The sequence below is a fragment of the Natronococcus amylolyticus DSM 10524 genome (assembly GCF_000337675.1).
Classification (GTDB): domain Archaea; phylum Halobacteriota; class Halobacteria; order Halobacteriales; family Natrialbaceae; genus Natronococcus; species Natronococcus amylolyticus.
The window spans coordinates 95,958-110,698 of sequence record NZ_AOIB01000014.1 but is presented as its reverse complement, the minus strand read 5'-3'; the positions used below and the strand labels follow the sequence as shown (position 1 = coordinate 110,698).

Sequence of the window (14,741 nt, the reverse complement as noted above, 5' to 3'; positions counted from 1 at the left end):
GTCGTCGCGGATCACCACCGCTATGTGAACGCCTGAAAGCCCGTCAGCTCCTCGCCGAGGACGAGCGTGTGGATGTCGTGGGTCCCCTCGTAGGTGTAGACCGTCTCCATGTTCGCCATGTGGCGCATCGGCGAGTAGTCGGTCGTGATCCCGTTCCCGCCGAGCATCTCGCGGGCGACTCGCGACTGGTCCCGGGCGGTTCGGACGTTGTTTCGCTTCGCCATCGAGACGTGCTGCGGTTGCATCTCGCCGCGCTCCTTGAGCTCCGCCAGACGGTAGGCCAGCAGCTGAGCGAGCGTGATCTGGGTTGCCATCTCGGCCAGCTTCTCCTGTTGGAGCTGGAAGCGGCCGATCGGCCCGCCGAACTGCTCGCGCTCGGTAGCATAGGCGCGGGCCTCCTCGAAACAGTCCCGCGCGGCCCCGACCGCACCCCAAGCGATCCCGAACCGGGCCTGCGTGAGACACGACAGCGGCCCCTTCATCCCCGAGACGCCGGGCAGGACGTTCTCCTCGGGGACGCGAACGTCGTTGAGCCCGATCTCGCCCGTGATCGACGCGCGCAGCGAGAGCTTTTCGGTGAGCTTGTTCGTCGAGACGCCGTCCCGATCGGTTTCGACGAGAAATCCGCGAACGGGGTCGTCCTCGCTCGAGCGGTCCCGCGCCCAGACAACGGCGACGTCGGCGATCGGCGAGTTCGTGATCCAGGTCTTCGAGCCGTTGAGGACGTAGCCGTCCGCGTCGGCCTCGGCGTAGGTTTCCATCGCCGAGGGGTTCGAGCCGTGCTCGGGTTCGGTGAGGCCGAAACAGCCGATCGCCTCGCCTCGTCCCATCGATGGGAGCCACTCCTCCTTCTGGGCCTCGCTGCCGTAGGCGTGGATCGGATACATCACGAGCGCGCCCTGGACCGAGGCCATCGAGCGCAGCCCCGAGTCGCCGGCCTCGAGTTCCTGCATCAGCAGTCCGTACGCGGTCTCCGAGACGTTCGGCGAGCCGTACCCCTCGAGGTTCGGCGCGTAGAAGCCGAGCTCTCCCATCTTCGGGATGAGCTCCTCGGGGAAGGTTCCGGCCTCGAAGTGGTCGCCGATGTCGGGTTTGACGTGTTCCTCGACGAACTCCCGGGCCGTATCCCGGATCATGCGCTCCTCCTGGTCGAGATCGGCCTCGAGTTGGACGAAATCCAGCATACCGGATAGTACGCCAACGAGCCAATAGGCATTGTGGTACGCATTCTGTCACACGTCGCGATCGGGGTCGTCCGTTCAGTCTACAGGGTTGCTCGAGCGAACCTCTCGCTGACAACTCCTTACACTAATTCCATATATCTTACAATACCTTACAATGTTTAGCAGAGGCGAAGGTATTTTGTACGCAGGTTCCGATATCCGGGTATGGCATTCGCCCTGTCCGACGAGCACCGCGCGATCCGCGAGGCCGTCCGCGAGTTCGGCGAAAACGAGATCGAGCCGGTCGCCGAGGAGTACGACCGGAACTGCACGTATCCCGAGGAGATCCGCAAGGAGGCGGCGACGTACGATCTCGTCGCGCCAGGAATTCCGCTCGAGTACGACGGCGCGGGGATGGACAAGCTCTCCTCGACGATCGTCACCGAGGAGCTGTGGCGCGCGGATCCGGGAATCGGCTCCGCAGTCGGCTCCGCGGGCTTCGGGACGAACATGATCCTCGAGTTCGGCGACGAGTGGATGAAGTCGGAGTGGCTGCCGAAGATCGCCAACGGCGAGACGGCGTCGTGTTCGATGATCTCCGAGCCCGCACACGGCTCGAACGTCGCCGGGATCGAGACTCGCGCAGAGAAGGACGGCGACGAGTACGTGCTGAACGGGAACAAGATGTGGATCACCAACGGCACCGTCGCCGACGTCGGCGTCCTGATGGCCAAGACGAGCCCCGACGAGGGCCACCGCGGTATTACCGCCTTCCTCGTCGAGATGGATTCTGACGGGATTCAGACCGAGAAGATCGACAACAAGCTCGGCATCCGTGCCTCCGACCTCGCGGAGGTCATCGTCGACGACGTCCGCGTCCCCATGGAGAACGTCATCGGCGAGGTCGACAAGGGCTTCTACCAGCTGATGGAGTTCTTTGCCGCCGGACGAACCAGCGTCGCCGCCCAGGCGGTCGGCGCGGCCCAGGGAGCGCTCGACTCGGCCCTCGAGTACGCCACCGAGCGCGAGCAGTTCGACCAGAAGATCAGCGAGTTCCAGGCGATCGAGCACAAGCTTGCCGAGATGGCGACGAACGTCGAGGCCGCTCGCTCGCTGACCTACCGCGCCGCGACCCAGGTCGAGCAGGGCAACCAGGAGGTCGCCGCCCGGTTCTCGAGCATGGCGAAGCTGTTCGCCTCCGAGCACGCGGTCGACGTCGCCGACGAGGCGATCCAGGTTCACGGCGGCTCTGGCTACGTCACCGACTACCCGGCCGAGCGGTACTACCGCGACGCCCGGATCACGAAGATCTACGAGGGAACCAGCGAGATCCAGAAGAACATCATCGCCGATCAACTGCTGTAGTCGCTCCCGGGGCGGGAGGCGTTCGGTCGACGAAACCTGGTCATTTCGCGCGGCAATGTGTTCGACTCTTCCTGTCCGGATGAAAACACTGACACCAATATGAAGTGGAACTGTGTAGTATCAGAATAGATTAACCAACTAGTTCGGACCTCCTCTCGTTCGAATACGGTCTTGTACGCTCCGGAAGACGATCGCTCGAGGAGAGAGACCTCCTGTCCGAGGCCGCCTACCGGTAGGCGAATCGACATCTGGTTTGAAGTTTGCCCCCGTGGAGTGGCTCGACGGAATCACTTCCCCCGACGGCGATCGATCGAACCTGTTAATTTCAATTGATTATCCCGAGACTGATAGATTAGGGCTAGACGCCACCACCTGGATCGATCGCTTCGACCGGATGGCTCGCCTCGCGCTCGAGCAGGTCGTCGAGCTGATCCTCACAGGAGGTGCCGCTGGCGAGGACCAGTCGGTCCTCGGCGGTCGGGCTCTGGAACTGGTCGCGCAGTCGGTCGCCGACGTCCATGCTGAGCTCGTAGTACTCCTGCTTGTAGCCGAAGCTACCGGCCATCCCGCAACACTCGACGTCGCTCTCGAAGACGTCGGCGCCGAGCTCCTCGAGGACGGCCGTCGTGTACGCCTCGAGTCCCAGCGTTCGCTGCTGACAGTGGCTGTGGTAGGCGATCGGCTTCTCGGGCGCGTGAAGGACAGTGGGATCGGCGCCGTTCTCGAGGCAGCCGTAGACGTACTCGAGGATCTCGTAGCTCCCGTCCCGGAGCCGTTCGAACGAGCGCTCCGGAAGCAGCTTCTCGTACTCCCGATGGAACATCGCCAGGTCCGAGGGTTCGACGACGACGACGTCCCGGCCCGCGTCGAGGTGTTCGGCCAGCGCCGCGTACACCTCGCTGGCCTGCTCGTCGGCGGTCGCGATCATCCCCTGGGAGAGCGGCGCCCGCCCGCTCTCGCCGACGTCGGGAATCGTAACGCGGACGTCGAGCGCTTCGAGTACCCTGACTGCGGCCTTCCCGCGATCGACGTCGACGTAGTTCGTGTACGTGTCGGGGTAGAGGACGACCTCGCGATCGGCCTCGCTCGCCGCGACTCGGGGGCCTCGCTCGTCGTACCACTCACGGAGCGTCTCGCGCTCGAACGACGGCAGCGGGCGCCGGCTGTCGACGCCGACGGACCGCTCGAGCAGCGACCGAACCGGCCCGAGTTCAGCCACCCGGTTCGACAGCGGTGCGGTCGCGCTGCCGAGCTTCGCGAGCGTCTCGTAGTTGCCGAACAGTCGCTTCTGGAGGTCGAGTCCGCTCGGCTCCTCGTCGGGGACGAGCTCGTCGTAGAGGAACTCAAATCGACCTGGGTCGCCCCCGCGGTTGAGCCGGTCCCGAACCACCGTATTGATCCAGGGGATGTCGATCTCGACCGGACAGGCGTTGACGCAGCGCGAACAGCCCGTACAGAGATCGTTGAACTCGGCGACGCTGTCGGCGCCGTGGACGCCGGCCTCCCAGCCCGTCGCGATCCCGCCCGAGTAGGTCTCCCCGCCGAAGGCGTGGCCGCCGACCGACTGGAAGTTCGCACAGGAGTTCGCACACGCCGAACACCGAATGCAGTACAGCGTCTCGCGGAGTTGGTCGTCCTCGCGCATCGCCGTACGGCCGTTGTCGATCAACACGAGGTGGAAGTCGCGGTCGTCCTCGCGGTCGGCGAAGGCGACGTCGGGCTCGTCGATATCGACGGTCGGCGACTCCACTGGCGGCGTCAGCAGGGAGATGTAGGAGGTGATGTCCTGGCCAGTGCCCGACCGACCGATCAGCTCGATAAACGGCGAGAGGTCCTCGACCGAGGGGACGACCTTCTCGACGCCCGCGACGGCGACGTGGGTGTCGGGAACGACGGCCGTCTTGCGGGCGTTGCCCTCGCTGGTGACGAGCATGATCGTCCCCGAGTCGGCCGTGATGAAGTTCGCGCCTGTCATCCCGACGTCGGCCCCGCGGATCTGCTCGCCGAGTCGCTCCCGGGCGAACATCGTCAGCTCCTCGGCGGTCTCGAGCGGTTCCTCGAGGTCGAACCGCTCGTTGAACAGCCGGGCGATCTCGGCGCGCGAGCGGTGGATCGCCGGCGCGACGATGTGGGAGGGGGTCTCGTCGGCGACCTGTAACACCCACTCGCCGAGGTCGGTCTCGACGACGTCGACGCCGTCGCCCTCGAGGGCCTCGTTGACCTCGAGTTCCTCGCTGGTCATCGACTTCGACTTGACGACGCGGTCGGCCTCCTTCTCCGCGGCGACCTCCCGGATGTAGCGGTTGGCGTCGGCCGCGTCCTCGGCGAGGTAGACCGTCCCGCCGTTTGCCTCGACGGTTTCGGTCACCTGCTCGAGCAGCTCCGGCAGGCGCTCGATCGCGTCCTCCTTGATCGCCCGGGCCTCACCTTTCAGCTCCTCGTAGGCCTCGAGATCGGCGACGGCCTCGTACCGTCCCCGGTTGAAGCCGGCGGTGTTGGCCTCGACGGCGTCGCCCTCGGTCTCGAGGAGGTGGCGAATCCGGGCCGCCTTCGCCTGTCGGTCGTCGGACTTACTCATCGGTTCCCTCCTCGAGCAGGACGACGTGGACGTCCTTCGGCCCGTGGGCGCCCTTCACGAGCGACCCCATGTCGGCGGTCGCGCTCGGACCCGTCGCGAGGATCGCACTCTCCCCGTCGCGAAGCGTCGGCCCGAGACAGTCGATCGCCGTCGGCATGTCGGGGACCAGATCCGCCTCCCGGAGGACGGCGACGTGGAGGTCCGGGAAGAGGCTCACCTGCTCGGCGCCGTCCTCGGTCGAGGGCAGGACGACGCTGCCGTAGTCGGCGATCCCGAACGAGGCGGCGGTGACGCCCGTCGTCGCCGCCTCGAGCGTCCGCGGCGACGGTTCCTCGTCGACCCACGCCGGCAGCGAGACGCCGTCGAACGGGAGGGGGGTTCCCACGACGGGGTCGTCGACGACGTCCTCGAGCGTCGCCTCGAACGAGGCGGGCTCGGTTCGGCTCACTCCGACCTCGAGGTCGGCGAGGGAATCCTGAAACCGCCGTCGAAGCGACCCTGATTCGGTACTCATATCTCGACCCTGCGACCCGATCCACATTACTGTTGTGCAACCCGTTCCCTCGAGTGGCTGTCTCACTCACTGGGAGCGACTCCCCGGTGCCGTCGAGGGGTCGGTTCGCGGGTCGACCGCGAGGGGCTGTGACGAAAACCGTCCTCTAGCCCAGCAACTATATGTGGGGTCCACTCATGGTCGGATAATGGCCGTTCGATTCTCCCTCGAGCGCGGCAGTGACCGTCCCCCTTCGGTTCTCGGCGGTCGTTCAAGTATCGCGACAGGAACTTTCACCGCGGGCGAACACCGATCGTTCCCATGACTACGACGCCACCCTCCCGATCCGACCCGGCCGACAATCCCAGAGCCGACTACGACTACCGGAGCGACGACGTCGATCGGCCGGCGCTGGTCGAGGACATCGGCGGGCTGATCGACGGCGACGTCCGCGCGGACTCGTACTCGCGGGAGCTGTACGCGACCGACGCGAGCATCTACGAGGTGACGCCCGTCGCCGTCGTCTTCCCGCTGTCGGCCGACGACGTCGCCGCGACCGTCGAGTACTGCGCCGAACGGGGGATCCCGGTACTGCCGCGGGGCGGCGGGACGAGCCTCGCCGGCCAGACGGTCAACGAGGCCGTCGTCCTGGATTTCACGCTGTCTATGGACGGCGTCGTCGACGTCGACCCCGACGCACGTCGGGCGACCGCCCAGCCCGGAATCTACCTCGAGACCCTGAACGAGACCCTCGAGCCCCACGGACTGAAGTTCGCGCCCGACCCCGCCTGGGGCGACAAGAGCGCCCTCGGCGGCGCGATCGGGAACAACTCGACGGGCGCCCACTCCCTGCAGTACGGCAAGACCGACGCCTACGTCGAGGAAGTGGAGGTCGTCCTCGCGGACGGCACCCGAACGCGGTTCGGCGAGGTCGCCGTAGAGGACCTGCCCGAGCTCGCCGCCGGCGACGACCTCGAGTCGGCGATCTACGCCGAAGTCGCGCGGATCCTCGAGGAGCGAGGCGACCTGATCGCAGAAACGTACCCCGATCTCAAGCGCAACGTTTCGGGGTACAACTTGGACTGGCTCGTCGAGGACGCCCGCGGAGCCGAGCGCGGGGTGGGCGAGCCCGACGCCGAGGGCGGGACGGTCAACCTCGCGAAGCTCCTCTGTGGCAGCGAGGGGACCCTCGCGATCGTCACCGAGGCGACCGTCTCGCTCGAGCCGATCCCCGCCGAGAAGAGCATGACGCTGCTCGCCTACGACACCGTCCTCGACGCGATGGACGACGTGGCGGCGATTGTCGACCACGACGCGGCCGCGGTCGAGGTCATCGACGACGTACTGATCGACCTCGCGCGGGACACCGCCGAGTTCGCGTCCGTCACGGAGATGCTACCCGAGGGGACCGGCGCCGTCCTCATCGTCGAGTTTTACGCCGAGAACGACGCCGACGGAAAACGACGAGTCGCGAACCTGCTCGCGGACCGCTGTCCGTCAGTGGATCCCGTCGGCGAGGTAGACCCACCCGAAGAGCGGGTCGTCGCCGACGAGGAGGTCCGAGCCTTCGACGCGATCGAGGCCCACGACGCCGAGAGCCGGAGCCAAATCTGGAAGCTACGAAAGTCGGGACTCCCGATCCTGCTCTCGCGGACGACCGACGAGAAACACATCGCCTTCCTCGAGGACACCGCCATCCCGCCGGAGAACCTCCCGGCGTTCGTCGCGGACTTCCAGGAAGTACTCGAGGATCACGACACCTACGCCAGCTTCTACGCCCACGCGGGACCCGGCGTTTTGCATATCCGACCCCTGATCGACACGAAGACCGAGGCGGGCCTCGAGGAGATGGGATCGATCGCCGACGCGGTGACGGACCTGGTCGTCGAGTACGACGGCTCGGTCTCGGGCGAGCACGGCGACGGCCGCGCGCGAACCCAGTGGAACCGCAAGCTGTACGGCGAGGAGCTGTGGGAGACCTTCCAGGAGCTGAAGACGGCGTTCGACCCCGACTGGCTCCTGAATCCCGGCCAGGTCGTCTTCCGCGACGACGATCCCACGGAGATGACCGAGCACCACCGCTTCGGCCCCGACTACGAGTTCGAACCCGGCTTCGACCCCACCCTCGAGTGGGACAACGACAACGGCTTTCAGGGGATGGTCGAACTCTGTCACGGCTGTGGCGGCTGTCGGGGCGAGCAGTCGACGACGGGTGGCGTGATGTGTCCGACGTTCCGGGCGAGCGAGGAGGAGATCACGAGCACCCGCGGCCGGGCGAACGCGCTCCGGCAGGCGATGAGCGGCGACCTCGAGCCCGGTGAGGCCTTTTCCGACGAGTTCGTCGAGGAGGTGATGGACCTCTGTATCGGCTGCAAGGGCTGTGCGATCGACTGTCCGAGCGAGGTCGACATGGCGAAGCTCAAGGCCGAGGTCACTCACGAGTACCACGAGCGAAACGGCTCGTCGCTGCGGGATCGGCTCTTCGCGAACGTTTCGACCCTCTCGAAGTGGGGGTCGAAGTTCCCGCTGCTCTCGAGCGCTGCCCCGAAGCTCCCCGGTGCCCGCAAGCTGCTCGAGGCGACGATCGGGATCGACTCGAGCCGACCGCTGCCGTCGTTCCAGCCGATGACGTTTCGGGACTGGTTCGAGGAGCGAGGTGGCTCGCGCGTTCCCGAGCGCGGCGCCGATCGGAAGGCGATCGTCTACCCCGACACCTACACCAACTACAGCCACCCCGAGGCGGGGAAGGCTGCCGTGCGCGTCCTCGAGGCCGCGGGCGTCCCCGTCAGGGTGCCCGACGACCTGGACGACACGGGCCGACCCGCGTTCTCGAAGGGCTTTCTCGAGCAGGCCGGCGAGACCGCTCGCGAGAACGTCCGGGCGCTCGCCCCGCTGGCCGAGGAAGGGTGGGACGTGGTCGTGATCGAACCCTCCGACGCGGTGATGCTCCAGTCGGACTACCTCGACCTGCTCTCCGACGAGGAGGCTCGGACCCTGGCGGAGGCGAGCTACGGAATCTGTGAGTACATCGATGCGTTCCGACTCGACGAACGCCTCGCGTTCGACGCGCCCGAGGAGTCACTGACCTACCACGGTCACTGCCACCAGAAGGCGACGGCAAAGGACCACCACGCCGTCGGCGTCCTCCGGCGGGCCGGCTACGCTGTCGACCCTCTCGACTCGGGCTGCTGTGGCATGGCCGGCAGCTTCGGGTACGAGGCCGAACACGGCTCGATGAGTGACGCGATCGCCTCGATCCTCTACGACCAGGTCGACTCGAGTCCCGGGGAGCGGGTTGTCGCCCCTGGCGCCTCGTGTCGGACCCAGCTGCAGAACCGCGACGGAGACACGGAGGAGCCCCCGACGCCGATCCAGCTCGTCGACGCCGCGCTTCGGTAGCTCCCGCTCGAGCCGTTCTCGTTACAAGAAATTACGGCCCGGGTACGAATCGCGCTACCCGGTTACTGGTTAGCAGTCGTCTTCCGTGCGCTCCGATTCGTCCGTCTTTGTCTCCCCCTTTTCGGATCGCTCCGCCGCTTCTTCGTCGGGACAGTCGTCGTTCTCGGGCTTGGGCTCCTCCTCTTCCTCCGGGCAGTCGTCGTCTTCGGAATCTTTCTTCTCCTTCTCTTCTTCGGGGCAATCGTCCTCTTCGGGCTCCTCTTTTTCAGCTTCCCCCTCGGGGCAGTCGTCTTCCTTCCGTTCGGCCGTCTCCTCTTCCTCGGCCTCAGGCTCCGACTCGTCCGGCTTCTCCTCAGTTTCCTCCCCCTCGTCTTCGCGTTCTCCGTCCTCGGGCTCCGGCTCGTCAGGCTCTTCCTCACCGTCTTCGGGCTCTTCGTCTTCAGTTTCCTCGTCCTCCGGCTCCTCGTCTTCGCCCTCCTCGTCCTCCGGGTCGTCGACGGGATCGCCGGGTTCCGTTTCACCCGTCGAGGTGTCGTAGACCGAGACTGCGTTGGACCGACTCGGCGTGTACAGGGCGATCACGTTCGTGCCCTCGTTGTCGATCCGTCCGGCCTCGTAGTCGTAGGTGACGTCGGCGTCGGTGTCGTAGTATCCGGAGGTGATGCGAAGCTCTCCTCCCGCCGCGATCTCGGTTCCGCTCGGCAGCGAGTCGGACTGGTCGTAGTCCGGATTGTTGTACAGCCAGTCGACGATGTAGCCGGAAAGATCGACGGTCGACTCCCCCTCGTTGCGCAGGACGATAAGGTCCTGCTCGGGCGTCACCGACCCGATGACGACCGGCACGTCGTGTCCGTCGGCGGCCGCCTGGGATCCGATCCCTGCGAGTCCGGCGACCGCGGCGCCCGTTCCCGCTAGCACTGCTCGACGCGATCTGTTTCGTGTCATACGGCGCGAGATACGTTACCAGGATAGTGTAAAATAATCTATGGATACAACCGATCGATATATTCTGTGAACTATATACGTTCAATCCGAATATTACTCGTCAGAAACATCGAAAGAGGAATCCATCGGCGGACGGAGTGCGATTCGGAGCGACGAATCAAGCGAGCAGTCGACCGATCAGCACTCGAGGAGTCGGTTTATGGCACTGCCTGTCGTAGGACTCGCCATGGTCTCCACCGTACTCGTCCCGATCGACGATTCGGAGCGCTCGAACGAGGCCCTCGAGTACGCCCTCGAGGTCCACCCCGACGCGACGATCACGGCACTCCACGTCGTCGATCCGCGGAAGTTCTACTCCGGGACCGGAATCGAGGGCAGCATCACGACCAACTACGAGCAGATCCAGGAGAACTATGAGCAGCAGGCCCGGATGCTCCTCGAGGAAGTCGAGGAAACGGCCGCCGAACGCGGCGCCGAGATCGAGACGGAGTGGGTCACTGGTTCGGTCGCTCGGTCGATCGTCGACTACGCGACCGACCACGACGTCGACGGGATCATCATGGGAAGCCACGGTCGCTCGGGCGCGAGTCGCATCCTGCTCGGTAGCGTCGCCGAGACCGTCACTCGCCGCTCGCCGGTGCCTGTTACGATCGTCCGCTGAGACAGCCCTCGGTGTTGGCACTCGGATCGGTCACGAACCGCAAGACGCCTCGAGAGCGAGGCCCGGTCCGAATCCAGCCACGTCGCTCGGCGTCGGAGACGGCCCCGAAAAAGCGCCGGAAACGCGAATCTTTTGCGCCCGCTTCGGTAACGACGATCCATGACGAACAACTCCGAGACGTTCGGCGAGTGGCCGCTCAAGCGGCTGCTGACCGAGATCGTTGGCTCCGGTCCCAAATCGGCCGACGACATGACCCGCGAACAGGCCCGCGAGGCGTTCCAGCGCATCCTCGCCAGCGAGCCCGAGGAGACGACACTCGGCGCGTTCTGGCTGGCCAACCGCTGGAAGCGAAACACCCCCGAGGAGCTGGCGGCCTACACCGACGTCATGCGCGAGGAGTCGGTCGTCACCGCTGCCCCCGACTGCGACCCCGTCGACTGCGGCGCGAACTACGACGGCAAGCACACCTCCGCGCTGCTCGGCGTCGGTGCTGGTGTCGTCGCCGCGGCCGCCGGCACTCCGGTCGTCGTCCACTCCGGCGACGGCGTTCCGACCCAGAAGGAGACCGCCTACAAGCACGTGCTTGACGAGCTCGACGTTCGGACCGAACTCGAGCCCGACGAAAGCGCCGATATGGTCGACGAGACCGGCTTCGGCTTCTACTACCAGCCCGCGTTCAATCCGGGAATCGACGACCTGTTCGAGCGACGCGACGAGATGGGCGTCCGGACGTTCGTCAACACGATCGAGACAGTCGCCAACCCCGCCGAGGCTGACGTCCACCTCGGCTCCTTCTACCACCTCGCGTTCGCGAAGAAGCTGACCGACTTGCTCAGAGAAAGCGAGGAACTCGACTACTCGAGGGCGATCTTCTTCCAGGGGATGGAGGGGTACGACGACATTCGGCCGGGGTACACGAAGGTCGCCGAGTGGAACGCGGGGGAGGACCTGACCGACTACGAGATCGAAACCGCCGAGTACGGCATGGAGATGGAGAGCGAAGACCTCGCGGTCGACGACGTCGCCGCCGACTCCGCGACGATCACCGAGGAGGTGCTCGCTGGCGAGCGCGAGGATCAGTTCGCCGACGCCATCGCGCTCAACGGCGCGTTCCGGATGTACGCCCGTCAGGACGTCGACTCGCTCGAGGAGGGCCTCGAGCGGGCCCGCGACGTGATCGCCGACGGCAGCGCGCAGGCGGTCCTCGAGGAGCTACGCGAGTTCTGAAACGCAGATTCACGAATCACGTTCCGTCTTGACCGTCGTCGACGGCATCGATCGCCTGCTGATACAACTCGTCGTCGATCCAGAATCCGGCGTCGCGAAGCGCATCGAGGGCCGGCGCGATCGCGAGTTCGCCGCGTTCGGCGGCTTTCAACAGGACACCGACAACGCCGGTTACCGGGAGATCGTGACGGCGTGCGACCTGCCGCCCGTCCCGCTCGTCGATCAACACCAGTTCGGCGCCGTGTTCGATCGCCAGCGCGATCGCGGCGGCCTCGCCTTCGTCAAGTTCAGTTTGAAACTCTCGAACGAGATCGGTCCGCTGTGGCCGGGTTACGGTCACGAACCCGCTTTCGAGAAACGACTCGAGCCGATCGACCTCGCCCTCACCGGCGAGCAGTTCCGAGCGAACCGCCTCGGGAACGGTGATCGATGAGAACTGCGACCGGAGCAACTCGAGTCGATCGATCAGCGCGAGGTTGAGCAGGGGTGACGTGTCGGCGACGACGCCCTCATCGGTCGGCATAGTCGAGATCTTCGGCCAATTCCTCGTCGGTGTAGTGGCGTTCGATACCGCGTTTCCCGAGTAGCTCGCCGAACTCCCGTTTCGACAGCCCCGTGAGTTCCCGTGCCTTCCCGAACGAAAGGGCCCCCCGATTGTACAGCGAACACGCGAGCTCCTCGCGCATGACCCCCTCTCGCTCGTCTTCCGGAAGCCGAAGCGCGTCGTAGACCTCCTCCGGAATTTCGATTGCGGTCATAGCCAACGATAGGACGGAGTATCGGATAAGCGTTCGTTCCGAACCGTCCACGTCCTCGAGCGGGCCCGCGACGTGATCGCCGACAGCAGTGCGCAGGCGGTCCTCGAGGAGCTACGCGAGTTCTGAGCCGAGGAGTTTCCTTCGGACTCGCACGAGGAGCCGTCACGGTCGAGCCCGCTGGCGGTCGGCACGTACTGATCGAGTCCTCGCCGGTAATCGTCCCGCCCACTACGGCGACCTGACAGCCAGATATATCAACTATCGTGTATTGGTTGGCGTATGGCTCCGAACGATCCGCCGTCGTCGCTCGAGAACTCGACGCCGCCCCCGGTCGACGAACAGGATCCCGGACGCGGCACGAGTACCGCGCTCAACGCCGTCCTCGGCGGCGTCGTCGGGATCGTCCTCTCGTTCGTTCCGCTGTCGCCGGTGCTCGGGGGCGCCGTCGCGGGCTACCTCGAGGGTGGCGACACCAACGATGGACTGAGGGTCGGCGCGCTCGCCGGACTGGTCGTGCTGCTCCCGCTGAGCGTCATCGGGTTCTTCCTGCTTTTTCTCCTCGGATTCGGCGCAAACTCGGCGGTGCTGGGCCTGCTGGGACTGGTCGCGCTCCTCTTCGTGACGATATACACCGTCGGTTTGAGCGCCCTCGGTGGCGTTATCGGCGTCTACGCCGAAAGCGAGTTCTAACGATCGGCTCGAGCGGGCTTACCAGTGTTTTGAATCTGTGCCGATATCTCGAACGAAGTTTGAGAATCGGTCGAAACCACGAACGAATTTATATAGTAGCCGTCCGAGCATCGTGGTATGCGACTCGAGAACGAGACGGCCCTCATCACGGGAGCAGCGTCGGGGATCGGACGCGCAACGGCCGAACGCTTCGCGGACGAGGGCGCACGCGTCATCGTCACCGATATCGACAGCGACGGCGGGGAAGCCGTTGCGGCCGAACTCGCCGACGGCGACACCGAAGCGGAGTTCTACGACCTCGACGTCACCGACAGCGAGCAGTTTCACGCGGTCGTCGACACGGTCGCCGAGGAGTACGGGCTCGATATCGTCGTCAACAACGCGGGGACGGGCCACCCCTCCTCGCGGCTCGAGGAGACCGACGACTCGATCCGGGACTTCGTCATCGACGTCAACATCAAGGGCGTCTGGAACGGCTGTCACGCCGCTCTGCCGCACATGAAAGAGCAGGGTGAGGGGTCGATCGTCAACGTCGGCTCGCTGGCGAGCATCCTCGGGTTACCCAAGCAGGCCGCCTACTCGCTGAGCAAGGGCGCCGTGCTCAACCTCACGCGGGCGATCGCCGCCGAGGCGGGTCCCTACGGGGTTCGGGCGAACACCGTCTGTCCGGGCTTTACCGACACGACGCTGCTCGAGCAGTATCTGGCGATGCGGGACGACCCCGAGGCGGCCCGCGAGGCGATGGCCGAAGAGTACCCGCTCAAGCGGCTCGGCGAAGCCGAGGAGATCGCCGACGCGATCCTGTTTCTCGCGAGCGACGAGGCCTCGTTCGTCAGCGGTCACGGGCTGGTCGTCGACGGCGGCTTTTCGACCTGCTGAGGCTCGCTTGGAGAGGGAACCAAAATCGCTTTCTCGCCTGTTTGCGTCGTCACTAGCGACGTCGGTACGTCGTGCCACTCGTATGTCGATCTCGATTGCACTCGTCGACGTCGGCACCGAACTCGAGGATGCGGGCGGGCTCGTCCGGTACGCGCTCGTCTTCGTGCTCGCGATGGTGCCGGCGGTCGAACCGTTTGCCGTGATTCCGGTCGCCATCGGGCTCGGACTCGACCCCGTCGCGACGGGCGTCGCCGCGTTCGCCGGGAGCGTCACCGTGGTCTTCCTGCTCGTCGCCTTCCAGGACCGCCTACTCGCCCTGTGGCGGCGACACTCCGGCGATGACGGGTCACCCTCGAGCGGCCGAGCCGGGCGCGCGCGACGCGTCTGGGAGCGGTACGGGCTCGTCGCGTTCGCGTTCGTCGGGCCGATACTTGCGGGAATCCACCTTGCGGCACTGATCGCCGTCACGGTCGACGGCCGTCCGCGACGCGTCGCGGTCTGGCTGACGATCGGTCTCGGCGCCTGGACCGTCGTGCTCGTCGCTGGCTCGGTGGCCGGCCTCTCCGCGCTCGGGCTGTCGTAG

At 65.8% G+C, this 14,741-nt stretch carries 13 protein-coding genes; 7 read left to right on the top strand and 6 right to left on the bottom strand.

What is annotated here, in order from left to right; genetic code table 11:
- Positions 1-20 precede the first annotated feature (20 nt).
- On the bottom strand, positions 21-1,184 hold the full coding sequence (locus C491_RS05265; protein WP_005554335.1) for an acyl-CoA dehydrogenase family protein: 1,164 nt from the start codon (positions 1,182-1,184) through the stop codon (positions 21-23).
- Positions 1,185-1,388: 204 nt separating this feature from the next.
- Between C491_RS05265 and C491_RS05260 the strand changes: the two genes are divergently transcribed.
- Positions 1,389-2,528, top strand: a complete 1,140-nt coding sequence (locus C491_RS05260; RefSeq protein WP_005554334.1) for an acyl-CoA dehydrogenase family protein — start codon at positions 1,389-1,391, stop codon at positions 2,526-2,528.
- A gap of 358 nt (positions 2,529-2,886) precedes the next feature.
- On the opposite strand, the gene C491_RS05255 is transcribed toward C491_RS05260, so the two are convergent.
- Positions 2,887-5,106 carry an LUD domain-containing protein gene (locus C491_RS05255; protein WP_005554332.1) on the bottom strand — a complete coding sequence of 740 codons (2,220 nt, stop codon included), beginning with the start codon at positions 5,104-5,106 and terminating at the stop codon, positions 2,887-2,889.
- Positions 5,099-5,620 (bottom strand): LutC/YkgG family protein, encoded by a 522-nt coding sequence (locus C491_RS05250; RefSeq protein ID WP_049891512.1) that lies wholly within the window; start codon positions 5,618-5,620, stop codon positions 5,099-5,101. Before C491_RS05250 ends, C491_RS05255 begins: the two co-directional genes overlap by 8 nt.
- Positions 5,621-5,920: 300 nt before the next feature.
- Here C491_RS05250 and C491_RS05245 point away from each other — a divergent pair, with 300 nt between their 5' ends.
- Entirely contained in the window at positions 5,921-8,998 is a 3,078-nt protein-coding gene (locus tag C491_RS05245) for an FAD-binding and (Fe-S)-binding domain-containing protein (protein WP_005554329.1), read from the top strand.
- A 69-nt stretch (positions 8,999-9,067) separates the two neighbouring features.
- On the opposite strand, the gene C491_RS22885 is transcribed toward C491_RS05245, so the two are convergent.
- Positions 9,068-9,943, bottom strand: coding sequence for a hypothetical protein (locus tag C491_RS22885; RefSeq protein WP_160167141.1), 876 nt, complete (start codon positions 9,941-9,943; stop codon positions 9,068-9,070).
- A 226-nt stretch (positions 9,944-10,169) separates the two neighbouring features.
- On the opposite strand from C491_RS22885, the gene C491_RS05235 reads away from it, so the two are divergent.
- Together C491_RS05235 and C491_RS05230 are read left to right on the top strand one after the other, a co-directional pair.
- On the top strand, positions 10,170-10,604 hold the full coding sequence (locus tag C491_RS05235) for a universal stress protein (RefSeq protein ID WP_005554327.1): 435 nt from the start codon (positions 10,170-10,172) through the stop codon (positions 10,602-10,604).
- A gap of 159 nt (positions 10,605-10,763) precedes the next feature.
- Positions 10,764-11,831, top strand: a complete 1,068-nt coding sequence (locus C491_RS05230) for an anthranilate phosphoribosyltransferase (protein ID WP_005554326.1) — start codon at positions 10,764-10,766, stop codon at positions 11,829-11,831.
- 16 nt (positions 11,832-11,847) lie between these two features.
- On the opposite strand, the gene C491_RS05225 is transcribed toward C491_RS05230, so the two are convergent.
- Both C491_RS05225 and C491_RS05220 read right to left on the bottom strand, forming a co-directional pair.
- Positions 11,848-12,354, bottom strand: a complete 507-nt coding sequence (locus C491_RS05225; protein WP_005554325.1) for a DUF3368 domain-containing protein — start codon at positions 12,352-12,354, stop codon at positions 11,848-11,850.
- Positions 12,341-12,589, bottom strand: coding sequence for a UPF0175 family protein (locus tag C491_RS05220; RefSeq protein WP_005554324.1), 249 nt, complete (start codon positions 12,587-12,589; stop codon positions 12,341-12,343). The genes C491_RS05225 and C491_RS05220 overlap by 14 nt, the downstream gene beginning before the upstream one ends.
- Before the next feature lie 279 nt (positions 12,590-12,868).
- Here C491_RS05220 and C491_RS05215 point away from each other — a divergent pair, with 279 nt between their 5' ends.
- The 3 genes from C491_RS05215 to C491_RS05205 all read left to right on the top strand — a co-directional run bounded on the left by C491_RS05215 (position 12,869) and on the right by C491_RS05205 (position 14,741).
- The gene (locus tag C491_RS05215) at positions 12,869-13,279 is read left to right on the top strand and encodes a DUF5518 domain-containing protein (RefSeq protein ID WP_005554323.1); all 411 of its coding nucleotides are present in this window, start codon (positions 12,869-12,871) and stop codon (positions 13,277-13,279) included.
- A 117-nt stretch (positions 13,280-13,396) separates the two neighbouring features.
- Positions 13,397-14,158 (top strand): SDR family NAD(P)-dependent oxidoreductase, encoded by a 762-nt coding sequence (locus tag C491_RS05210; RefSeq protein ID WP_005554322.1) that lies wholly within the window; start codon positions 13,397-13,399, stop codon positions 14,156-14,158.
- Positions 14,159-14,240: 82 nt separating this feature from the next.
- The gene (locus C491_RS05205; RefSeq protein WP_005554321.1) at positions 14,241-14,741 is read left to right on the top strand and encodes a small multi-drug export protein; all 501 of its coding nucleotides are present in this window, start codon (positions 14,241-14,243) and stop codon (positions 14,739-14,741) included.